The sequence below is a fragment of the Pseudomonas sp. P4_D7 genome (assembly GCF_056401755.1).
This window is the reverse complement of sequence record NZ_JBFUIR010000029.1, coordinates 38,222-60,435: the sequence shown is the minus strand read 5'-3', so window position 1 is coordinate 60,435 and position 22,214 is coordinate 38,222. Positions and strand designations below refer to the sequence as shown.

The 22,214-nt window shown below is 61.5% G+C and carries 24 protein-coding genes; 5 read left to right on the top strand and 19 right to left on the bottom strand.

What is annotated here, in order from left to right:
• The first annotated feature begins 28 nt into the window (after positions 1 to 28).
• The 5 genes from AC1DVF_RS18535 (at position 29) to AC1DVF_RS18515 (ending at position 5,109) form a co-directional block, all read left to right on the top strand.
• On the top strand, positions 29 to 2,263 hold the full coding sequence (locus AC1DVF_RS18535) for an Ig-like domain-containing protein (RefSeq protein ID WP_477782936.1): 2,235 nt from the start codon (positions 29 to 31) through the stop codon (positions 2,261 to 2,263).
• Between the two features lie 72 nt (positions 2,264 to 2,335).
• A complete protein-coding gene (locus tag AC1DVF_RS18530; RefSeq protein ID WP_008077339.1) occupies positions 2,336 to 2,800 on the top strand; it encodes a curlin in 465 nt (154 codons plus the stop codon).
• Between the two features lie 27 nt (positions 2,801 to 2,827).
• The gene (locus AC1DVF_RS18525; protein WP_477782935.1) at positions 2,828 to 4,279 is read left to right on the top strand and encodes a curlin; all 1,452 of its coding nucleotides are present in this window, start codon (positions 2,828 to 2,830) and stop codon (positions 4,277 to 4,279) included.
• A gap of 310 nt (positions 4,280 to 4,589) precedes the next feature.
• Positions 4,590 to 4,796, top strand: coding sequence for a type II toxin-antitoxin system RelB family antitoxin (relB, locus tag AC1DVF_RS18520; RefSeq protein ID WP_477782934.1), 207 nt, complete (start codon positions 4,590 to 4,592; stop codon positions 4,794 to 4,796).
• Positions 4,786 to 5,109: a type II toxin-antitoxin system RelE/ParE family toxin gene (locus tag AC1DVF_RS18515; RefSeq protein ID WP_477782933.1), complete on the top strand. Its 324-nt coding sequence runs from the start codon at positions 4,786 to 4,788 to the stop codon at positions 5,107 to 5,109. Before relB ends, AC1DVF_RS18515 begins: the two co-directional genes overlap by 11 nt.
• A 49-nt stretch (positions 5,110 to 5,158) precedes the next feature.
• Here AC1DVF_RS18515 and AC1DVF_RS18510 read toward each other — a convergent pair whose 3' ends face one another.
• From AC1DVF_RS18510 to AC1DVF_RS18420, 19 genes are all read right to left on the bottom strand, one after another.
• Positions 5,159 to 5,530 carry a DUF6124 family protein gene (locus tag AC1DVF_RS18510; RefSeq protein WP_427119516.1) on the bottom strand — a complete coding sequence of 124 codons (372 nt, stop codon included), beginning with the start codon at positions 5,528 to 5,530 and terminating at the stop codon, positions 5,159 to 5,161.
• A 1,229-nt stretch (positions 5,531 to 6,759) separates the two neighbouring features.
• A complete protein-coding gene (locus AC1DVF_RS18505; protein ID WP_034152592.1) occupies positions 6,760 to 7,620 on the bottom strand; it encodes a CsgG/HfaB family protein in 861 nt (286 codons plus the stop codon).
• Positions 7,621 to 7,649: 29 nt separating this feature from the next.
• Positions 7,650 to 8,081 carry a curli assembly protein CsgF gene (locus AC1DVF_RS18500; protein WP_093439234.1) on the bottom strand — a complete coding sequence of 144 codons (432 nt, stop codon included), beginning with the start codon at positions 8,079 to 8,081 and terminating at the stop codon, positions 7,650 to 7,652.
• The gene (gene csgE, locus AC1DVF_RS18495; protein ID WP_477782932.1) at positions 8,078 to 8,470 is read right to left on the bottom strand and encodes a curli production assembly/transport protein CsgE; all 393 of its coding nucleotides are present in this window, start codon (positions 8,468 to 8,470) and stop codon (positions 8,078 to 8,080) included. The genes AC1DVF_RS18500 and csgE overlap by 4 nt, the downstream gene beginning before the upstream one ends.
• Positions 8,467 to 9,018, bottom strand: a complete 552-nt coding sequence (locus AC1DVF_RS18490; protein ID WP_093439240.1) for a type II secretion system protein — start codon at positions 9,016 to 9,018, stop codon at positions 8,467 to 8,469. Before AC1DVF_RS18490 ends, csgE begins: the two co-directional genes overlap by 4 nt.
• Entirely contained in the window at positions 8,993 to 9,367 is a 375-nt protein-coding gene (locus tag AC1DVF_RS18485; protein WP_007919395.1) for a type II secretion system protein, read from the bottom strand. The genes AC1DVF_RS18490 and AC1DVF_RS18485 overlap by 26 nt, the downstream gene beginning before the upstream one ends.
• A 5-nt stretch (positions 9,368 to 9,372) precedes the next feature.
• A complete protein-coding gene (locus AC1DVF_RS18480) occupies positions 9,373 to 9,846 on the bottom strand; it encodes a type II secretion system protein (protein ID WP_016987878.1) in 474 nt (157 codons plus the stop codon).
• 2 nt (positions 9,847 to 9,848) lie between these two features.
• On the bottom strand, positions 9,849 to 11,696 hold the full coding sequence (locus tag AC1DVF_RS18475; RefSeq protein ID WP_093439246.1) for a secretin N-terminal domain-containing protein: 1,848 nt from the start codon (positions 11,694 to 11,696) through the stop codon (positions 9,849 to 9,851).
• Positions 11,693 to 12,205 (bottom strand): hypothetical protein, encoded by a 513-nt coding sequence (locus tag AC1DVF_RS18470; protein WP_477782931.1) that lies wholly within the window; start codon positions 12,203 to 12,205, stop codon positions 11,693 to 11,695. Before AC1DVF_RS18470 ends, AC1DVF_RS18475 begins: the two co-directional genes overlap by 4 nt.
• The gene (locus AC1DVF_RS18465; RefSeq protein WP_093439253.1) at positions 12,205 to 12,753 is read right to left on the bottom strand and encodes a GspMb/PilO family protein; all 549 of its coding nucleotides are present in this window, start codon (positions 12,751 to 12,753) and stop codon (positions 12,205 to 12,207) included. The genes AC1DVF_RS18470 and AC1DVF_RS18465 overlap by 1 nt, the downstream gene beginning before the upstream one ends.
• On the bottom strand, positions 12,740 to 13,285 hold the full coding sequence (locus tag AC1DVF_RS18460; protein WP_477782930.1) for a PilN domain-containing protein: 546 nt from the start codon (positions 13,283 to 13,285) through the stop codon (positions 12,740 to 12,742). Before AC1DVF_RS18460 ends, AC1DVF_RS18465 begins: the two co-directional genes overlap by 14 nt.
• 1 nt (position 13,286) lies before the next feature.
• Positions 13,287 to 14,090 (bottom strand): hypothetical protein, encoded by an 804-nt coding sequence (locus tag AC1DVF_RS18455; protein WP_477782929.1) that lies wholly within the window; start codon positions 14,088 to 14,090, stop codon positions 13,287 to 13,289.
• Entirely contained in the window at positions 14,071 to 15,792 is a 1,722-nt protein-coding gene (locus tag AC1DVF_RS18450; protein ID WP_477782928.1) for a GspE/PulE family protein, read from the bottom strand. Before AC1DVF_RS18450 ends, AC1DVF_RS18455 begins: the two co-directional genes overlap by 20 nt.
• 81 nt (positions 15,793 to 15,873) lie before the next feature.
• Positions 15,874 to 16,404 carry a response regulator gene (locus tag AC1DVF_RS18445; protein ID WP_034152602.1) on the bottom strand — a complete coding sequence of 177 codons (531 nt, stop codon included), beginning with the start codon at positions 16,402 to 16,404 and terminating at the stop codon, positions 15,874 to 15,876.
• 219 nt (positions 16,405 to 16,623) lie between these two features.
• Positions 16,624 to 17,385 (bottom strand): peptidylprolyl isomerase, encoded by a 762-nt coding sequence (locus AC1DVF_RS18440; RefSeq protein ID WP_460127883.1) that lies wholly within the window; start codon positions 17,383 to 17,385, stop codon positions 16,624 to 16,626.
• A 15-nt stretch (positions 17,386 to 17,400) separates the two neighbouring features.
• Positions 17,401 to 18,951 (bottom strand): ABC transporter substrate-binding protein, encoded by a 1,551-nt coding sequence (locus AC1DVF_RS18435; protein WP_477782927.1) that lies wholly within the window; start codon positions 18,949 to 18,951, stop codon positions 17,401 to 17,403.
• Positions 18,952 to 18,960: 9 nt separating this feature from the next.
• Positions 18,961 to 19,581, bottom strand: a complete 621-nt coding sequence (locus AC1DVF_RS18430; protein WP_093439276.1) for an SCO family protein — start codon at positions 19,579 to 19,581, stop codon at positions 18,961 to 18,963.
• Positions 19,578 to 20,228, bottom strand: coding sequence for an SCO family protein (locus AC1DVF_RS18425; protein WP_477782926.1), 651 nt, complete (start codon positions 20,226 to 20,228; stop codon positions 19,578 to 19,580). Before AC1DVF_RS18425 ends, AC1DVF_RS18430 begins: the two co-directional genes overlap by 4 nt.
• 14 nt (positions 20,229 to 20,242) lie before the next feature.
• The gene (locus AC1DVF_RS18420) at positions 20,243 to 22,165 is read right to left on the bottom strand and encodes a YncE family protein (RefSeq protein WP_477782925.1); all 1,923 of its coding nucleotides are present in this window, start codon (positions 22,163 to 22,165) and stop codon (positions 20,243 to 20,245) included.
• Between the last annotated feature and the right edge of the window lie 49 nt (positions 22,166 to 22,214).

Below are 22,214 nucleotides of genomic sequence, written 5' to 3'. Positions count from 1 at the left end.
CATGCCCAGATCCGCATCAGGAGGCATCATGAACAAGTGGCCACGCTTTGCGCTCAACGCGCTCGGGCTCGCTCTCTCGCTGACCGGCAGTGCCTATGCGCAACTCGCCGCCGTCGACCCCGGCCCCTACACTTTTGCCACCGGGAAATTCCCGATGTGGTACCAGGACAACAATCTGCTGTCGATGGAGCTCTGCCAGTCGCGCGCCGCCAGCTCGCGAGTAGCGGTCAGCACGCCACCGGCCTACATGTGCACTCTGCTGCCGGAACCGGGCATCTTCGATGACAGCCTGCCGATGGTGTTCCCCGACAACTGGCCGCCGGAAGCCTTCTGGTTTCTCGCCGAAACCACTATTCCCAACAACGGCGCGGGCTATGGCATGGACGCTTATGTCGCGGGGATAGAAGCAGCGTTTTCCTCCGGTAATCCGGTGGACGGCGATCAAATAGCTTTCGCGCGAATTCGCATCCGGGTGAACGTTCCCGTAGCCGGCACATACACCATCACCCACCCGTATGGCGTCGAAACGGTCAACGTCACCACCCCCGGGCGCCGTGCGATCAACATCACCAAGGACATCGGCATCGGCGCGCCGGGCAACTTCAGCGGCGCATTGACCGGTGCCATTGGCCCGTTCCTGCGCAGCGTCAACGGCCCTTACACCGAAGTGAATCCTGACAGCGGCGGTGTCGAAACTTTCGTCGGTGATCCGAACCTCACCGAGGCCGTGACCGGCAGCCCATTCGACACCAACTTCGTACGCATCGTCGGGCCATCCGCTGCGGGTACGATTCAAACCAGCCTGTTTACCGTCGCCGGCAAAGTGCTCGACAACCGTCAGCAAACCGCTGTCGAACTCGACCGCGCCACCTATCGCCGCACCTCGGCCGGTGTGCGTGCCGAAGTGTTCGCCAAGGCTGACAGCAGCTCGACCCTGTGCTTCCGCGAAACCGTGGCGCTGCTGCCCGGCCCACCGCCAACGCCTTGCCAGACCAGCCTGACCGGTGACAATACCGGTTTGTTCTTCGGTCAGCGCCTGGGCAACGGCACCCTGCCGTCAGTCGTCGTCGTGACCGCGACCAACCCGGCCGGGACCACACGCCCGACATCGGTGTCGAGCAAGCTCACCGACGTGGTGAAAGTGCAGACTGCGCGCTACAACTGGTCCAACAAAACCTTGTTGATCGAAGCGACATCGACCGATGAAGTAGCGATCCCGGACATGGTTGCCCAAGGCTACGGACGTCTATCGAAGTCCGGCACCCTGCAGCGCATCACCGTCGCCGACCTGACTCAGCCACCGGCCACCGTGACGGTGAAATCCGCCGCTGGTGGCAGTGACACTGAAGCAGTCGTCGTAGTCGGCACCGCACCGGACACCGGCGAAAACCAGGCACCGATCGCTAACGCCGACACCGGCAGCACCAGTTTCGGCGTGCCGATCACCCTCAGCCTGTTGACCAACGACAGCGATCCCGACGGCAACAACCCACTGGGCATCACCGCGCTGACCCAACCGGCGGCCGGCCAAGGCACCGTCGCCCTCAGCGGCACCGCCGCCGTGGTCTACACGCCGCCAGCCGTGGTCAACACGCCACTGACCACGACCTTCACCTACAAAGCGCAGGACGCCAAAGGTCTGGCCTCGGCCAACCCGGCCACCGTGACGATCACCGTCGCGCCAAACCGGGCACCGACCGCCGTCGCCGACAGCGTCGCCACGTTGGGCGTTGCGATCCCGATCAACGTACTGGCCAACGACACCGATCCGGAAGGCAACGTACCGCTGGGCGTCGCCAGCCTGACCCAACCGGCCGCCGGCCGTGGCACGGTCAGCACTGACGGCACGGTAATCACCTACACCCCACCGGCCACCGTCACCACGGCGTTCACCACGACCTTCACCTACATCGCCCGGGACAGCTTCGGCGCCCTGTCGACGCCGGCCACGGTCACGGTGCAAGTGTCGCCACGGCCAGCAGCGGAAACCTTCACCGTCACCGCTTCCACGGTGCAGGCACGCTCGGGCGGGCGCTTCAACTGGGACTTCACCGGCACCTCGTCAGTGACCACCGGCAACACCATCACCGTGCAGGTCACCACCCCGACCGGGCTGGTCACCCTCGGCACCACCACCGTACCGGTCACCGGACGCTGGCGGCTGACGCTGAACAACACGACGGTAGTGCCATCGGCCAACCCGACCGCGACGATCCGCTCGTCCCAGGGCACCGTGCGCACGGTCTCGGTGACCACGCTGTAAGCCAGATCCCCAGCCACTCGCGGGTGGCTGGGGCCGACTTCGAACCGGTTAACGCCTGACAGGATGTGAGCCATGAACACGCCGACCGCCGCCCTGCTTTGCCTGCTCCTGCTGTGCAGCACTGCGGGCGTGCGCGCCGACGACCTGATGGACAACGACGACCTGGCCCCGACCAGCAGCGACCTCGGCGAACTGCCCCCTCCGGTGGGTCAGCAAGCCCTGATCGACCAGCTCGGCCAGGCCAACGTCGCCCTGCTGCAACAGAACGGTCAGTCGCTGCTCGGGCAGATCGTGCAGTCGGGCAGCAATCAGGAGGCGTACATCCTGCAACAGGGCAGCGACCTGATGGCGCTGATCAACCAGAACGGTTCCGGCAACGCCGCCTCGATCACTCAGAACGGCAGCCACAACCGCGCGCAGATTTCGCAAAACGGCAACAACAACGACGCCAGCATCGAGCAGGCCGGCGCGGGGCTGCAAAGCGCCGTGACCCAGTCGGGCAACGGCATGAGCGTTTCGGTCAAGCAATATCGCTAAGCACTGCAAATCATCGGAGAGATCATCATGTTCAAACTGACGCCCCTCACCGCCGCCCTCCTGGTCATGATCAGTGCCCAGGCGATGGCCGACGACAGCCTGTCCAACCAAAGCCAGGTCGGTACCGCCAACATCGCCGACGTGAAACAGACCCAGGCACCGTTCAGCACCGCCACCCAGACCCAACTGGGCCAGGGCAACGACGCCGCCGCCGTGCAAGACCACGCCAGCAGCGTGATCACCCAGGACGCGGTCGGCGACTACAACGCCGGCTACGCCGAACAACTTTACGAAGACAACGCCACCATCACCCAACAACAGATCGGCGCCTTCAACACCGCCCACGCCAGCCAGTCGTTGGGCTTCGGTTCACCGAACAGCGCGCTGCAACAGCAGCAAGGCACGGGCAACTTCTCGTTCATCTATCAGGATTCGCAGAACGGCAGCGAAGGCAAAACCTTCCAGTTCGGCGACAGCAACGAAGCCAACATCGAACAACTCTATGAAGGCAGCGGCAACAGTTCAGTGATCACCCAATACGGCACCGCCAACTACGGCACCGCCGAACAGGTCACTCATAACGGCGGCCAGATCGGCATCAACCAGGCCGGCGAAAGCAACTACGCCTACGGCGACCAGCGCAACGGCACCGGCGGCAACATCACCATCAACCAGTTCGGCAACCTCAACGGCAGCGAAATCTGGCAGGACGCGCAACTCGCCAGTCAGGCCACCGTCAACCAATACGGCGACAGCAACGAAACCGTGGTCGACCAAAGCTTCGGCGAAAACAACAGCGCCGTCGTCACCCAGGTCGGTAACAGCAACGCGATCTACGCCGACCAATTCGAATCGGTCAACTCGACACTGGCGCTGTATCAAGTCGGCAATGGCAACGTCCACTACACCTATCAGAGCGGCGACGGCCACACGCTCAGCGCCACCTCGGTGGGCAATGACAACAAGGTCTACGCCAGCAACTGGAAAGGCCCGCAATCGGGTGGACAGTTCGGCAGTAACCAGCGTGCTACCGTCACCCAGGCGGGCAATGGCAACATCGCCAGCTTCACTCAGGATGGCGTCGGCCATGTGATGACCACGCACCAGACCGGGGCTGGCAACAAGACCACGGTCAGTCAGGCTGAGTCGTATAACGAGCTGTATTTTGATCAGAACGGCAGCGACAACATTTTGATCTCGGATCAGCGCGGCACGGGCAACCTGGTGCAGGGTTCTTCGAATGGCACCGGCAACAGTGCTGAGTTTGATCAGTCCGGGTCTGGCAACCAGGCGTATACCGCGCAGTTGTATGGCAGTGACAACATGATCACGGTGAAACAGGCGGACACGATGAACGTGGCGTACGTGACCCAGGGCGGCACGGGGAACATTGCCAATGTCGATCAGAGTGGGGTTACGCAGACGGCGAATATTCAGCAGTTTGGGTCGGCTAACCAGGCGACGGTGTTGCAGCAGTAGGGGTTGGGTGTTGATGGGCCGCGATTCTCTGGTGAGGGGGGTCGCGGTTTTTTTGTGTCCGTAGGACCGATCAACGACACGCGTTGTTTAAAGCCCAGACGCGCCACGTCCTACAGAAAAATGAATGGTTTATGGAAAAGCTGCACGTTTTCCTACCACGTCTAGCGGTTGGCCGTCGGAAGCAGGGCGTCTAGGATTCTTTGGGACAAATTGATCCTCATGGAGCTTGACCAACGTGCTATTCATCCAGCCAGCGACGACAGCAAATGCTTTACCGAATAGACTTCGAGGCATTAAACCCGGAGGTGCCATGATCGACCCGTCTTTAATCGACCCACTGTGCCCAGTTGTTTCAGATCTTGACCCCGAAGAGCAGGCCGCGAGCTATGACCGTTGGTTAATCGCCAAAGTGCAGGCTTCGATGAGTGATACAAGACCGAGCATTCCAAATGATCAGGTTATGGCCGAGATGCGTTCCCTGATGGAAGCAAAGCGTAAAAAATACGATGCAGGTTGAGTGGCAGCCCGAAGCTCGGGCTGAACTCCTGAAAATACTTGATTACATCAGTGACAGGAACTTAGTAGCGGCTGACAGACTTTCCCAAGCTATCGAAGGCGCTACGGTTACCCTTGCTCAACATCCACACCTCTATCGAATGGGTCGAGCGCCCGGTACTCGCGAGATGGTCGTGCACCCCAATTACCTGATCATTTATCAAGTGGTGGGTCGGATAAATATTTTGAGCGTTTTGCATGCGCGTTTTGATCGTTCCCACGCTCTGCGTGGGAATGCCTCTCGGGACGCTCCGCGTTCCAACTCGCGAATTTGACGCAGAGCGTCAAGGGCTGCATTCCTTTGCTGCGCGTGGGAACGATCAATCAGCCATCCTTCAACTCGACGTGATCCAGCGCTTGATTCACCGCCAGTTCGCCCAGCATGACGACTTGTGCGATGCCCAGAGCAGTCTTGCGTTGTGAAGTTTCCAGGGAGGCGGCGAAGTTGATGAGCATTTCGCTGGCCGAGCCGAGGGTTTCGCTGGCGTTGGCGAGCAGGGATTCAGTGTTGTACCTGGGGTTGGCGAGGTACATGGGTTCCGGCTCGTTGGCGCTGGACATAATGTGGGCGGAGGGGTTGAGGTAGAAATCGAGGGCGCGGTCGGCAGCTTCATGGAGTTTTTTGCTGTCGACTGAGGCGTAGGGGGATGTGGTGTTGGTGTCTGGTTCTGGGGGGTTGGGTGTTGGTTTTTTCATGATTATTTACCCTGTATGACGGTTATAGCTGGCCCCATTCGGTTTCCAAGCGAATAGGTGGCAGCTGTACGCAGGTTGGAAACCCGGGACAGAGGCAACCCGGCAGACACAAGGTCTCCCACGCACAGCCGCCATAACAAATTGCACACAGTGAAGGTGCGTAAGGATACGTTATGAATGGCGCTTGTGCGCTCTGTAGTTACTCGGGTTTCCACGCCCGGTCACTGAATTGGCAGCGACGAACACAGGCTAGAGACCGGACGTCCGACGGACAACCTGAAAACCTTGTGGGAAGGTTCCGCAAAATCGAAACATCCTTTAAACATCCCGAATTGAAATACGCATGTGTAGGAGCTGCCGAAGGCTGCGATCTTTTGATCTTGATTTTGATATTCATCTTTAAAAATCAGAGTCAAAAGATCGCAGCCTTCGGCAGCTCCTACAGTGAATGTGTGCAACCGGCGGGAATTGGTCGGCTCATAGATCGCCATCGCTGGCAAGCCAGCTCCCACAAGGATTTGGGTACATCCGCAATAGCTACTGTGTCTGAGAGATAGCTATCGCGAGCAGGCTCACTCCTACAATTGAATCGCGTGCTGTCAGCAAGAGATTGGGCAGCTGTCAGGCCGCCTTTGCGAGCAAGCTCGCTCCCACAGTTTTAATGTGCGTACAACCCAAGCGGCAAAGCCGCCCCACTCAACAGGATGAGCGTTAGCTCGGCTGCAGCTTTTGATCTTGATCCACGGGCGACGTCGGAAGGCTGAGTGGAGGGATTGATCCGGGCGTGGGAGCGCAGCGACCGTTTGGCGCAGCCAAACACAGCGAGAGGAGGTGCAGCGCAGCAAACCGTAGGCGCTGCGCCCGGATCGATCCCGCAGCGAAGGAACCCCGAGCCCCAGCGAGCGGGCCGCACGCAGGAGCAAGCGTTTTTTTGCTTACTTTTTTTAGGCGTTTGTAAAAAAAGTAAGTCGCCGTCAGGGCGAAACCCTAGGTGGCCGTTGCCGCAGGAATGGATATGTACTCAGCCAGAAAGAACCCCAACGCCTGACAAAAAGCCTTCGCGAGCAAGCTCACTCCCACAATTGGAACTGGGTACATCTGCCAGAGATTGGTCGGCTATAAGGCCGCCATCGCTGGCAAGCCAGCTCCCACAGGTTTTGGGGACATTCTCAATATCATCAGCCCCGCCAACCTCTGCAAGAACCTGGTCGGCCCGAAGGCCGCCACGTTCACTCCGCCTCCGGATCAACCTTGTTCTGGCTCAAATACCGATTCAACACATCATCCTGCCCAGGCGTAGAAGCGTCCCCCGCCACCTGCCACAAATGCCGCTCAATCCCCTGCGCCACCATATGCCCCACCGCCGCCTCAATCGCCGACAACACACACAACTGCGCCGGCTCATTCGTCGTATACCCGACCTCAGCCTCAAGCAACTTCTTGAACTCGATAAACTTGAAAATCCCCGCGCTACGCGCCACCGAATAAATCGTCTTGCTGGTCATCACATTCGCCAACACCTGCCCGCTGCGCACATCCACCGCACGCAAATTCACAGTCACCTGATCCACCCGATACTCACGCTGCAGATCAATCCCCAGATACCGCGCCCCTTCCCCACCGCTACGCACGTTAGTGTCATAAGCGATGATCCCACCCTCGAGCATCATGTTCGCCGCCTGCAACGGTGGCAGCTCACCCTGAATATTCACCGGCGTATTCGGCTTCTTCTGCGACGCGCGAATAATCTTGCGCTCGGTCAACAGGTTCTGCAGCCCTTCCCGCTCCAGCACCACAAACCAGCCACTGGCCTGCATCGCGTCCATCAACATCGACGCCGCACCCTGAGTCACGCTGGTGGAAAACGAACTCGCCGGCGTCGGTTTGTACTGCCCGGTCTGGTCACGGAAGCCGTACACCACCGCCATCAACCGCCCCTTGGGGCGCGGCATCTTCAGCAAGTCGTAATAAGTCGAAGCCCTTGGAGTCAAGGTCGGGGTTTCGGTGTCCTGCTCGGCCGACATCGGCTCACGCAGACTGCACCCTTGTAATGTCGCCAACAGCAGCCCTAACGCGATGATCTTTTTCATGTCCATCACTCCCCGGAACCGTCAGCCCGTCATGGGTTGAGGCCGTTCACCTGAATTTCCGAAACCTCACCGGTCGCTCGATCGGTCACTTCAATGCTCAGTGCCCCGGAGTCGTCGATGACGTTGACGATAAAAGAGTCGGTGGACAGGCTCCCCGTGTTGCCGGTGGAGATGTTGTCCAGCAACTGCCCTAGCAGCCGCGATTGCAATTGACTGGTGAAGCGCTCCAGCGCCGAGGTGCCGGCCACGGTCGAACGGCTCTTGAGATCAGGGTCGTCGTAATCGTTTTGCGCCTGCGCGTTGTTGAGCAGCCAGGTGCCGTTGAGCGGGTTGCCGCCGAACGACGGGTTGACCGGCGTGTAGACCAGTTCAGTGGCCTGGACAGCCGCAACGCTGGCGAGCCCGATCAACAACCCCGAGATCCAGAATCCGCTGCGCCGTGAGAACGTTGTGCTGTTCATAATTCGTCCTTCTCAAGGTCGGTGGTGTCCTGCAACAGAGCCTCCAGCTTGCGCTGGACAACCTGGCGTCGAACCCAGTCGGCGGCCGCGTAGGCCTCGTCCTTCAGTTCCACGGTGTTCGGCGGCAGGAAGCGCCGATAAACCAGGCGTTGCTGATATTCCACGGTCACCAGGCTGCCCCAGCGCGCGTCGGGGCGCTCGCGCACCACCAGGTTGAAATCCATCGGGCTGGTGTCGCGCAGGCGTTCACTGAACGAGTAGTAAAAGTCGTGGCCGATGTGCGAGATCGTGTCGTCGACGATGAAGCCCATCATTTCGTCTTCTTCACCGGCGTGGGCGCAGCACGCCACAGCGGTGAGGATCAGCGCGCACCACCATTGGCTAGTCATGGCTGCAACGCCTGCGGCAAATTTGACTGGCCTTTGGCCGGGCCCCCGCTACTAGTGCCAGTGCCCTCAAGAAAGGCTTTTTCAGCCACGAACTGCCAGTCCGAATAACGCTGCATGCCTTCGAAATCCGACCACTGCGACGGGAAGCCCGCCTGCTTCAACGGCAGCTCGGTCGACGGGCTGTTGAGGCCGGTGATGCGTCCATCGAAACCGCGTTGTACTGCCCATTCACCCTGACCGATCGGGTCTGGATAAAGCTGACGCAAATGATGTTTCGCTTCTGGAAAACGTTGATCGTCGAGCAGATCGACCAATTCTTTCGGGTACTGCGCCAGCCCCGGCGAACTGCGGTAGTAGCTGCGCAGCGCCTGGGCGTACTGAGTACCGACCCAGAGCAACTGGCGTTCACGGTCACGGCGCGAGGCGGTCGACCACAACTCGCCAGCACTGGCCAGGCCCATGCCCATCACCACAATCAGGAACAGCACGCCCAGGTAAGTGAAGCCGCCCTGCTGCGCGCGGTTACCACTCGGAATACTGGCTGCCATCACGCGCCCTCCCGGTAGCACCGCTTTTGATGTCGGCCACACCACCGGCGACGCCGTCCGGTGGCGCGATCAGCACCCACTGGTCTTTGCGTTCGGTGATCGGATCGAGTGGCGCATTGCGCAGGTAACGTTGTTCGATCAGTTGCTCGATGGAATCCGGGTAGCGCCCGGTGTCACCGTAGAAGTGATCCAGCGCCTCGCGCATCGCCGACAGGCTCTGGCGCAGCGTGGTTTCCTTCGACGCTTCAAGGCTGTTGAAGTAGCGCGGTAGCGCGATGGTCATCAGCGTGGCGATGATCGCCATCACTACCATCAGCTCCAGCAAGGTAAAACCTTTTTCCCGGCGCATGAGGTTCACCACTCGCGATAGGCGATGCCGTTGAGGCCCTTGCCCCGGGCGTGGGAGTAGACGTCGAACACGTCCTCGCCATCGCGCGGGTTCTGAGCCGAACTGTCGTAGGCGCGCACGCCCCAACCCCCTTCGTCATCCCGTTTCGCCGGCACCAGCGGATCGCGCGGGATGCGGCGTAAAAAGTAGAACTTGGCACCCTTCGCGCTGCGCACATCGCGCACGCCTTCGACCAGTACTTTCAGGTTCGGCGGGTAGCCGCTGCTGTTCAGCGACTTCTCGATGTACCCGGCATCGAAGGCGCGTTTGTAGGCGTCGATGGCATCGCGAATCTGGTACAGCGCGTTGCGCAATTCCTGCTCCTTGCCACGCCGCACCAGGGTCTCGGTCAGCGGCGCAGCCATGCTCGCCAACAGGCCGATCAGGGCCAGCGTCACCACGACTTCGATCAGGGTGAAACCGCGTTGGGAGGCGTTCATGATCAAGGCTTCTCGACAGTGACGCGGGTGGTGGCCACGGCCGATTCACCGACGGCACGTGGCTGCGCGGCAGGCGACGGCATCACGTAACTCTGCGAACGATCCGGTGCCTGAATGTGCATGCTGGTTTCGGTACCGGTGGAGAACTCCATGTCCGACGGGCTCTGGTACGGCAGGTTGCGCACGATCCGTGGGGTGATCGACAGCACCAGTTCGGATTTGCCGATGGTGTCTTTGTTGCTGCCGAACAAGCGGCCGAGTCCGGGAATGTCACCGAGGCCGGGAATCTTGTTGCCGGTGGCGCCGTGGTCGTTGCGCACCAGCCCGGCGAGGATCTGGGTTTCGCCGTCGTGCAGACGCAGCGAAGTTTGCGCATTGCGGGTGTCGACCTGCACCGGGATCGTGCCCTGGCGAGTCGGTTCCAGCGGGGTGGCGTTACTCACTTCCAGGGCGATCTTGATCGCCACTTCGTTGTTCAGGTGCACGGTGGGGGTCACTTCGAGCTTCAGACCGACATCCAGATAGGTCACGCTTTCGGTGATCACCGGCCCCTGTGTCGACGGCACCGAGGTGGCGCTGATAATCGGCACACGCTGCCCGATGTGGATGCGCGCCTGCTCACGGTTGCTGACGCGAATCACCGGGCTGGCGAGGGTGTTGATGTCGTTGTCCTGCGCGTTGATCTTGGCTTGCGGCGACGGGCCGATGGAGATGCGGTCGGAGTTGATGCCTTTGAGTTGCCCGAGCAGCGTGACCGGCGAACCATCGGAGTTGACCACGCCGAAGGTGCTCGGCCATTGCAGGCCAAGGTCGAGAATGCGCTGGGTGGCGACTTCCATCACCTCCACTTCGAGCACCACTTCCGGGTTGGACTGGTCTTGCGATTGCAGGAGTTTCTCGGCCATGCGCACGGCATCTTCGGTGTCGCGCATGGTCAGGGTATTGAGGCGTTCGTCGACAAACACGTCGCGGGTCTTGAGCATGGTTTTCACCATGTTCAGCGCGGTGTTGGCGTCGATGCTGGTCAGGTAGAAGGTGCGCATCACCAGTTCCTGGTAATCCTTCACTTTCTGCGGCGAATCGGGGTAGATCAGCAAGGTGTTTTCGTTCACCACTTTCTGGTGCAACTGGTTCTGTTGCAGCAGCAAGGTCACGGCGTCTTCGATGCGCACGTCACGCACGAAGATCGTCGCTTTCATGTCCGGGCGCAGGTCTTTGTCGAAGATGAAATTCAGTCCGGCGACCTGCGACAGCACTTCGAAAATGGTCTTCAGGTTGGCGTCACGAAATTCCAGAGTCACCGGACGATCGAGCTTGGTGCGCAGTTGCGGATAAGCAATCACGTTGCGGCTCTGCACCAGGCGAATGTTGCCTTGCAGCTCCAACGCACCTTCATTGGCCGGGTCGAGTTCGAGGATCTGTTTGACCTGACGATCAGCGCCGTAGATGTCGCCGCGACGCAGATCGCCACGGGCCAGCTCGAGTTTTTCGTCCATGCTGCGCAGGTACTCCATCTGCTTCAGGGCATCCTGGGCGCGGCGGTTGTTCGGCTCGATGGTCAGCACGCGCATGTAAGCGGTGCGCGCCGAGGTGAAATCGCGACGCGCGCGGTCGGTGTCGCCGGCCGTCAGCAACGCCGTGATCGCCTTGGCCCGGCCGGTGTTGAGCAGCAGGTGCAATTCGGTGTCGCGAGGGTTTTCACGCAGGCCTTCTTCGATCCGCGCCAGCCCCGCCTCGTACTGACCCTGTTCAATCAGGTCGGCGGCTTCCTTGTTGGCCACCTGCGCAGTGCTGCACGCGGCCAGCCCGGCACACAGGCCCAGGCTCATCAGCAAACGGGAACGGTTCATTGCGTACTCCCCACAGACAAGGTCTGCGACAAATGCAAAGGCAGGTAAACCAGGCTCAATTCCAGATCGGAAATGCCGGTGATCTTCCAGGTGTCGTCGATCACATCCCCGTTGCGCACGACGTAGATCTTTTCGCCGTTCTGCAAAAACACTTGCAGGTCGCTGCGGTCATGCAGCCGACCGACGAACTGAAACGGCACCGGTGGCAGGCTCGGGGCTTGCACCACTGTGGCCGGGTTGATCGCTTGTTCGGTGACCGTGGCCAGGGTCGGCGCGGCCTTCCAGGATTTCGCCGCGAACAGATCGCCGGCCGGGCTCAGGTCCCTGATCGGCGCGTCTTTGGCCTTGGCGGTGCTGGCCGGCAGCGCGCCCCGGGTTTTCACCGGCGTGGCGACGGCCACTTCATTCGAATCGGCGTCCTCGGTTGGCGAGAAATACGCCGGCAACCACGCCAGCGCCGCCGCTACGCCGAAGAACGCTAACCAACCTGTCACGCGCTTGGTATTCATCACGACCTCGACAGGTAAAGGGTCATACGGATCCGGCCATTGAGGTCGGTGTCGCCAATCTTCTTGCGTTGCAACTCGAGGTCTTCCACCACCACCGCCGGCAACTGACCGAGCAAGGCGTGCACGAAGCGGCGCAGTTGCGGGTAGCTGCCGCGCACTGGCAAGAGGATCTGATAGCGCGCCAGATGGGTTTTCGGGTCGACACCGAGGGCGTACTCACCGCGCGCCAGGGTGATGTGCTCCTGGGCTGCGAGGGCGTAGATGCGGTCGATGGCGACCGTGGCTTGCGGCTGCGCCGGCAGTTTGTTGCGGAAGTCGTCGAGCTGACGCTGCGGCACCACCGGCGGCGCGATGCTGCCGTCTTCAACCTTGGCCAGGTACGCGCTGGCTTCCTGAGTCTGCTGGCTCAAGTGCTGCAACGATTGCCAGCCCGGCAGCAAGCCACCGAGTGCCCAAGCCACGGCGACCAGCAGCAGCGCCAACCCGGCCAGGCCCGGAATGCCGAGGCCTTGCAGGTATTCGTGGACGATCAGTCTAGGGATTCGCATCGCCCATCTCCCAGGTCGCCGACAGGTTGAATTGCACCGGTTGTTCCGGCGATTTGACGACAATTTCGTGGCTCAGCAGCGACACGTCGGACAGCTCGTCGCTGGCTTCCAGTCGTTTGTGGAAATCGAGCATCGCTTGCAGATCCCGCGCTTCAGCGCTGATGCGGACCTGGCCTTTACGGGCATCCGGGGTCAGGCTCAGCAGCGCGACGTCATCGCGCGGCATCGCTTCGAGCATGGCGAACAGGCGTTCCCACGGCCGGCGCAGTTGTTGCGAGACCTTGCGCATCTCGGCGAGGTTCGCCGCTTGCTCGCGGATTTGCGCCGGGCTCAGGGTGGACTTGGCGACGCTGTCACCGGTGAGCTGACGCTGCGTGGTTTGCAGATGACCTTGTTGCTGTTCGGTGTGCGCGTCGAGGTGCTGTTGCACGMCGAAGCACAGCAGCGCCAGCAGCACGCCGCCGCCGAGCAGGCTCCAGCCCAACGGGCCGGAACGTGGCCGTGGCTGAAAATCGAGATTAAGCGCGCGCATGTCAGGCCACCGCCCGGGACATGACGTACAAGCCGTCACGCACGGTCATCGCGTCGTCTTCAAGGGTGCGCAGTTGCACCCCCGCCACGTCCGGATGCGCATCGAGGCGCGCCGGGGCATGCAGATACACGTTGAACCCGCGTTCGCTGGTCGAGGCTTGCAACTGCCGTTCGCGACCGATCAGTGCATTCAACGCGGCATCGCTGTCGCTGCCTCCCACCGAACGCACGCCAGCCCAGCGCCCTTCCCTCGCCAGCAACAACACGCTGCGCTGCGGCTCGGCGACGACGAAGAGGAAGTCGCCGGCATCGAGACTTTTGTCGAAGCGGTTGAACGCCGCCATCAGGTACGGCTGCACCGAGCGCAGGCGCAAACCGCGAGCACTGACCAGCGTGCGCAGGCGTTCGAGCAAGTCTTGCGGCAAGGCGCTGGCGATGCGGTCGTAACCGGCCGGTTCAGCGGACAACACCAGACTCCACGGTTGGGTTGGTGGACCGAACAGGTCTTCGAAACACAGTTGGGCAAAGCCGCGCAGTTCTTCCGGGCTGCTGATCTGCGCGCTCCATGGCACCAGGCAGAAGCGGCTGAAATGCCCGGAGATGACCACGCTCAATTCGGCACCGGCGCGGGCGTGTTCACCGAGCAGGCGATCGAGGGTGTCCAGCGCCACCGCGTAACTCTGGAAGCCTTCGTCGATGTAGCCGACGCTGCCCAGCCACAGGGTGTCGCTACCGCGCCGCTGACCGAGGCCAACACCGCTGGCGCCGAGCACGGCGACAAAACGCTCACGAGATAAATGTGACACGATTGATCTCCTCCAGCGTGGTGCGACCTTGTTCCACCAGCTCCAGCGCCGATTCGCGCAGCAGGCGCAAACCACGGGCACAGGCCAGGGCTTTGATTTGGGTGATCGGTTGGCGCTCGACGATCATCTGGCGCAGTTCGTCGTCGAGGTGCAGCAGCTCGGCAATCGCCGTGCGCCCGCGATAACCGCTGCCCCGGCAGTGTCCGCAGCCCTTGCCGTGGACGAAGTGGTAGTGGTCGACTTTCTGCGGATCGAGGCCCGAGGCGCGCAGTTCTTCATCGCTTGGATTGACCGGTGCGCTGCAACTGGCGCACACCAGCCGGATCAGGCGCTGGGCGAGAATCGCGTTGAGCGCCGAGACCAGGCTGTAGGGGTCGATTTCCATTTGCGTGAAGCGGCCAATCACGTCGAAGACGTTGTTGGCGTGGATGGTGGTGAACACCAGGTGGCCGGTGAGCGCCGACTGAACGGCGATCTGCGCGGTGTCGGGGTCGCGGATCTCACCGACCATGATTTTGTCCGGGTCGTGGCGCAGGATCGAGCGCAGGCCCCGGGCAAAGGTCAGGCCTTTTTTCTCGTTGACCGGAATTTGCAGGACCCCCGGCAATTGATATTCAACCGGGTCTTCGATGGTAATGATCTTGTCCACGCCGTGGTTGATCTCGGTGATCATCGCGTACAGCGTGGTGGTTTTGCCGCTGCCGGTCGGGCCAGTCACCAGCACCATGCCGTAGGGCTCGGCGGCGAGGCGGCGCAACTGGCGCAGGGTTTCGTCTTCAAAGCCCAGCGCCTGCAGTTGCACGCCGCAGACCTTGTCGGCGAGATCCTGTTTGTCGAGGACGCGCAGCACCGCGTCTTCGCCGAAGATGCTCGGCATGATCGACACGCGAAAGTCGATCTGGCGGCCACTGATGCCGATCTTGAAGCGACCGTCTTGCGGCACGCGTTTTTCGCCGATGTCCAGTTCGGCCATGACCTTGACCCGCGAAATCACCTGCTCGGCGAATTCGTTGCCCTGGACTTTGCTGATGTTGTTGAGCACGCCGTCGATGCGGTACTTGATCACCAGGCCATGGCCGGTGGTGCCGAGATGGATGTCGCTGGCGTGCATTTTCAGCGCGTCATAAAGGGTCGAGTTGACCAGTTTCACCACGCTGCTGGCGTCTTCGCTGATGCTGGTCAGCGACAGGCTTTGCAGGGTGTCGATTTCGTGGTGAGTGTCGCCCTGAGCGTTCAGCGATTCGACGGCGTGGAAGCTTTCTTCGTGGCGGGCCAGATAGGCCTTGAGGTCATCGGCGTGCACCAGATGCAGCGGCGCGCCGTGCAGGCATTCGTCGATCCAGGCCAGGCGCGCCGGGTCGAAGGGGTCGGCAAATACGCCGATGACTTCGTCGTTGTGGCGCAGCAGGATGAATTCACGTTTCAGGCATTGCGCGAGGGTGACCCGGTCGAACACCGGCGTCGCGGCAAACAGGCTGTCGGTGTCGAGCACCGGGTAATGCAGGGTGGCGCCAAGGGTGTGAATGAACGGCATCGGCGCCAGTTCGCAGAGCACGCCGAGGGCTTCTAGGACGCGTTCGCCGGAGGTGGCGGCCCGCGCCCGGGCCTGGGACAACTGCTCGCTGGAAAAGTATTCACTGGGAAAGCGCGCGCGGGCACTTGTGGCCAACAGCGGTTCGACGACAACGGACAGACGTTCCATGGCTTGCTCTCCAACCGGGGCTTAGAGCCCTGTCGGCGCGGCAAACCTTGGCGGCAAGTGCCGGAACGTCTGTTCGCGCCATTACTCCCCGGTGAGCATTTGATCGTCGTCCGGTGCCATGGCGTGCAACTGTCGTCGCCGATCCGCCAACACCCAACTGCCATCGTACAACTGCAACGGGAAGCTCTCGGTCCTGCTCTGGCGTCGTTCGACAAAACCCTCGGAAGGGCTCGCACCGGGTTTCGCTTCGCGCTTGATGCCCAGAAGGTCGCAGACCGCCCGCGCCAGTTCCGCCAAGGGAAACGGTTTGAACAGGATGTGGCTGACCCCCAGTTGCCGCGCCCGCTCACAGACTTCAGCGGTCGGGTGACCCGTTATCAGCACAAAATGGCACGTCCTGTTCTGGCGGACCGCGTCGAGCACCTCAAAGCCTTCCATATCGGGCAAGCGGTAATCGAACACCAGCACGTCGGGGGCAAAGGTTTCGGCCAAACCGATAGCCGTCGCTCCGTCATGTGCAATCGCGACGTCCAGCCCCTGCGCCGACAGATAATCCTGAAGGTTCTGTGCAAGCAGCTGCTCGTCTTCGACAACCAGTACTTTGTTAACCAAGGTCGACTCCTTGAAACAGCAGGTCCGATGACCCCGCCCTGAGAGTGCGCCTTACCAGGGGTAACGCACACTTCATGCCAGGCTGAGCGCCGGTAATTTTATGTCTTCATGTCCTTGAATTTAATGACAATGCCCGCTCGTCCTGGTACCCCGTTCCCCAGAAACGGGGAAGCACCTGAATGGGCATCGAAGCCATTCCCCACTATTGGGGGGGAACCTTCAGTCGTCGTCAATTCGTTCGATCCTGTTCTGCACCCGTAATTGCGCGAGCACTTGGCGACGAGCCTGGGTCTGTTGCTGTCGGGCGAGCTCTGCCCTGACTGTATCCAGCCCCTGTAAATCTGGGACATCGGCGGCCTCCAAGTGGTTCGGCAAATAAATCACATGCCAGCCAAACGGTGAACGCAGTGGTTGGCTGGCAAAACTCGCCCCGCTGACAATCGAGGCGCGCATTTGCATCAAGCGTAGACGCGCTTGAGCCACTGTGGCTGCATCTGCTTGCACGGGCACGCGGATCAACAGGTGACGGGGTTGCAAGGTATTGGCGCGGATCAGTTCGGCGAACATCTGCTGCGCCGCCAGTTCGCGGCGGGTGTACTCGGTGAAGGAGACCTCATCGAAACCGGCGTCCTGCAAGCGCCGGACGAATTTATCCGCGCCGCCGATGGCCATGCGGGTTTGCTCGATCTGCTGACGCAGCGCTTGCTCGTCGATCTGCCGGCCACGTTTCTGCGATTCCTGCCACAGCAATTCTTTGTCGATCAGCATTTGCAACGCGGCCTGGCGCAGTTCCTTGTAGGCCTTGGGGCTGCGAATACTCGTCACCGCGCGGCCCTGATCTTCCAGGTATTCGGCGAAGAAGCGCTCGAAGCGAAACCCGGAAATCTCCGCGCCGTTGACCCGTGCCACGGCCGGCTCGTTATTCGCCCACGCCAGCGGCAGCCAGCAAGTCAGCAGCAAGATCAGCGTTGTGAGTTTCATGATCGGGCCCTCCGTTCAGGGGCTGGCAACCATCGGTTTATAGGGTGCGACCAGATAGAAACGTTGATCGGGCAAATCCACGGTAACCACATGCGCGCCGCTCAAGCCCAGCCGTCGACCGGGACCGAAACTCAGGCGCGGGGTCAGGCCGGTGTCGAAGTCGTGCAGGCCTTCCAGCGCCGTCACCAGTTTCTCGCGGCTGGCGTCGCGGCCAGCCTGTTTCATGCCCTCGCTGAGCAGCAGCATCGAGGCGTAGGCGCCGACTTGCAGCACCGCGTGCTGGGCGCCGAGGCCTTGGCCTTCACGCAGTAACGTCAGGGCCATGCGCCCAGCCTGGGTCCAGTCGCTGGGCACGAACGGATAGGCGAGAAACACCCGCCGGGTGAATCCGTCGGGGACTTGCAGCAGATCACCCGCCACCTGACTAGAGGCGGCAAACAGGTAAGGCACTTGCCCGGCGCTTTGCAGCCGCGTCGCCAGACGACTGAAGCCGCCGCCAGTGCCCAGATAAAACACCGAACGCGAACCCAGCGGCAGCGCATCCGCCGCCGGGTCGTAGGCTTGCAGATGGACTTTCTGCCAGCCGTGATCCTGCAAGTACTGGCCGAGGTTTTGCGCGGCTTGCGTCTGGATCGGGTCATTGGGATAAGCAATCAGCGTCGGCCCTTGCAGCACGCGCAAACTGGCCGTGGCGTAATCGGCCAGAGCGATCAACTGCTCACGCAATCCCGGTAATGGCTCGAATATCTGCGGACTGGCCTGCAGGGTGCCGAGGATCGACATCGGCCCGATCAGTGGCACCCCGGCCTGTTCCAGGCGTGCCCCCAGTTCGCTGTCAAGAGCCGGGGCCAGCGGTGCGATCAGGGCGAACACCTGCTCCTGCTCGATCAACTGCTGCAAGGCTTGCTCGGCACTGGCGCGGTCCGGGCCGGGATCGATCACCGTCAAGCGCAACTGCCGGCCGTGAATGCCACCGGCCTGATTGATCCGCGCGACACTGCCGTTGAGCACCGCCGCAACGGTCATACCCTCCTCGGCCAGCGGCCCTTGGCTGGGCAGCAAGGTGCCAAGGTGCAAGGTCTCGGCATCGAGGCCGGGATCACGCTCATCGGCGAGGCGCTTGAGGTATGCGGTGAGGTTGCGCTGATCCTTCATCGACAGCAGAAAGCGCGGCATGCTCGGGTCGAGACGGTTGTGGCCGGGGTCGCGGCCCTGCTCAATGGCCGTGGCCAGCGTGCTTTCGCTGTAGGCCGGATAGCTGCGGCCGTTGACCTGTTGCTGGCCATACGTGCTGGTCAGTCGCGCCCAGTTCAATTCGGGGGGACGCACGCCACCTTCAGGTCGGCCGAGGCCATCGGCGCCATGGCAGTTGGCGCACGGCAGGCTGGTCGCCGGCAGCAACACATCCGCCGTGCCGACCCGCGCCATGATCGCTTCGCCACTGGCCGACAAGCCTTGGCGGTACAAGCGTTTTCCCGCCGCCTCTTCGGGTGTCAGCGGCGCAGCGCTCGTGCCAAGGCTGACGCCGGCGAGCAGGACCATGGCGAGGACGCGGTAGCGTTTCATGGCGCGGACTCAGCGGCCGGCCACGGGCATTGTCAGCAACTGCAAGCGCTGGGCAATGGCGGCAGCCGGGGCGTCGGGACGGATTTTGCTCCAGCGTTTATTGGCGACATCGCCGACGATCAACTGCGTGGAGTGTTGCTCTGGCGTCGGTACGATTTGGCCGATGCGACTCAATACCAGGTCCATCTGCGCCTTGTCGCCGGTAAGAAAAAGCCAATGAGGGTCATCGGAACCCTGCTTCAAGGTGTAAGCCTTGAGCACCGCCGGCGTATCGCGCAGCGGGTCACTGGTAAGGGAAATAAAGGTGATGTCTTGCGCCTTGTCACCCAGCAGCTCGCGAACTTCCTTGAGCTTTTGGGTGATCAGCGGGCAGGCGTCATTGCAACTGGTGAAGATCACGTTAAGCAGGACGATGCGGTTTTGCAGCGCATCGCTGTAGAAGCGCAGGGTCGCGCCGTTCTGATCCTGTAAAGGCGTGTCGGTGAACCAGGTTTTCGCGTCGTGGGTACCTTTGGCCGGCGCGGCGGCCACAGCGGCTGGCGGCTCAGAGACGTGGTCTTCGTGAGCAAACGCGACGTTACCAAGAATCCAGAAGCACACGGTCAGGGCGATCCAGTCGAGCAGTCTCATGGCTGTTGCTCCATGGCGATGGCTGTGTGTTTGGCGTGGGTGCGCAGGCCGCTGAGTTTTTCCACTTCCTTGGCCAACAGTGCTGGATCGGTGAAGCCGTAATAGCGCATCCAGTGACGATTGTTGCCGTCGCCGACGAGGATCAACGGTTGGTGATTCTTGAAGTCGCCACTGAAACTGCCGAGGCCCTTGAGGGTTTCATTGATCGACTGCGGCGAGCCGGTCAGCCAGCTCCAGCCCGGCCCGCGCTGGAAGGTGCGGGCATAATCCTGCAGGCGTTTCGGGTCGTCGCGCTGCGGGTCGATGCTGATCGACACCAGTTGCACTTCGTTGCCGACCCGCGCACCGAGCTTTTTCTGCACCTTGCCCATGATCGACGAGACCACCGGACACACCGTGGTGCAACTGGTGTAGATGAAGCTCATGACGACGATTTTGCCCTCCACCAGGTCTTGTTCCAGGCGTACGGTTTTGCCGTTCTGATCAAGCAGTGGCACGTTAGCGAACTTCACCTGGGCGTGTTCCTGGGTATTGCTGGCCGGGGCGTTGTGCCCGGCGTGTTCGTCCGCCGAATGGGCCTGGGCTTGTTGGATGCCGAGGCTCAACAGGCACAGGGTCAGCAGGCCAGTGGATGCAAATCGGTTCATGTCGAAACTCCTCTTCAACGGGCCTGGCCGGGGGCTACCCGAACACTGGCAAAGGTCTTGTCATCGAAACCGGCGCCCAAAGAGGCCGCACGCACATGCAGATACCAAGCGCCGCTGCGGTCGAGGGTGATCGGCGCTTCATACACGCCGTCGGCGACTTCCAGCGCCGCCACTTCGCGGGGATGCGAGGTGGGCGCGAGGTAGTAGCGCAATTGCACGTCTTTCACGCCGCTGCGCTGGGTTTTGTCTTTGCCCTGCACGATGCGGAAACGCACGACGTAGGGGTCGTTGAGCGCCACGGCAGTCTTGTCGAGGAGGAACTCGACTTTCGGTGCGCCGAAGTGTTTTACCAGGGCGCCATTGGTTTCGATCTGCGCGGTAAAGCAGTGAATGATGTTCGGTTGATTGAGCAGGAACGCCACGTCAAAGCGCCCCGCCGCCGGCAGCTTCACCCGCGCGCTGTACAGTCCCGGCGAGATTTCGCGCAAGCTGCGATCGATGACCATGGCGGCGCGGGCGATCTGGCCACGGTTGGGGTAGCCGGACATCGGCGCGTTCATGCCTTCGGCGTAGAAGTAGGTGGTGTTGTCGACCGGGTTGACCACGAACACCGCGTTGTCGTCGCGCGACACCGCCAGGCTTGAGGCCAGCGGCAAATCCCCAGCCAGACGCGGCGCTTGCGGGCCGGCTTCGAAACTCTGGCTGATCGGCTGGCGGCCTTCGCCTAAAGAAGACAGGTTGATCATGGTGACTTTCGGTGAAGCGAGTCCGCGGATGTAGGCGTAGGCCTGGGTGAACACCACTTGGTAGGGTTCGGCGCTGACGTCGAGGTCGTGAATGGCGCCGTTGGTCGCGGCGTCGATGATGCTGGCGCGGTTTTCCACGGTGTTGAGCACCACGCCGAAGCGGCCGTCGGCGCTGAAACCCATGGGGCCGAGGCCTTGTTGCAGTTTGATCACCCGGCGGACGGCGTGCGTGTTGGCGTCGATCACGGTCACGGTGCCGTCCTTGCCATCGGCCACATACACCGCGCCGGACAATGGCGAATAGGCAACTGATAACGGATGCGAGCCGGTTTTGATTTGCTCGACGATGTTCAGGCTGGCGATGTCGACCACGCTGACGGTGCCGTCGTCACGGTTGCTGACGAAGGCGAAGCGGCTGTCCTTGCTGAAGCTGATTTCGTGGTGGCCGCGCCCGGTCTGCAAGTATTTGAGGGGTTTGAGGCTTTGGCTGTCGATCACTGTGACGCCGGAGTCTTCGGCTTTGCTGGCGTTGTTGCCGACCCAGAGCAGACGTTCATCCGGTTGCAGCGCCAGGCGCACCGGTTGGCTGCCGGCTTTAATCGAATCGAGAACCTTGAATTGTTCGCTGTCGATGACGGCCACTTCGCCCGCTGTCGGCATGGAAACGAACACGCGTTTGTTGTCTTTGGGCGTGACCCAATCCATCGGCGGTTGCTTGAGTTCGATCCGCGCGAGGGTGCTGGTGATACCGCCGACTGATACCGATGGATCGACCACGGCGATGCTCGCGTCGCGGTTCATCACCAGCAGGAAATAGCTGTTGAGGTCGAGCAACGGTCGCGCACCGATGTTGGATTTGAGAAACACCCCGACCCGGGCCTTGCAGCTCTGGTCGCGGCCCTGGGCCTGATCGGCGGCGAGGGTTTGCGGATCGACCCAGGCCCCCGGCGCTACCCCGGACAACGGCTGGCCGGAGGCGCTGTCGGTGACGCGGAACTGCACATCGGCGAATTCACCTTCACGCAGTTTGCCGTCAGCGGCCAATGGCTTGAGGTTGAAATCCACCGCCACGCCGTCGCGGTTCAGCGTCTGACCCGCACCGGTTTGTGCCAGCGCAATCTCACTCAGCGTCAGCAACGCACCGGCCATGGCCAGCGTGCAAATACCGATGATGTTGATGATCCTGTTCATCTAACTCTCCCCTACCTCTTCACCTGGCAAAACACCGCCCCCCATGTGG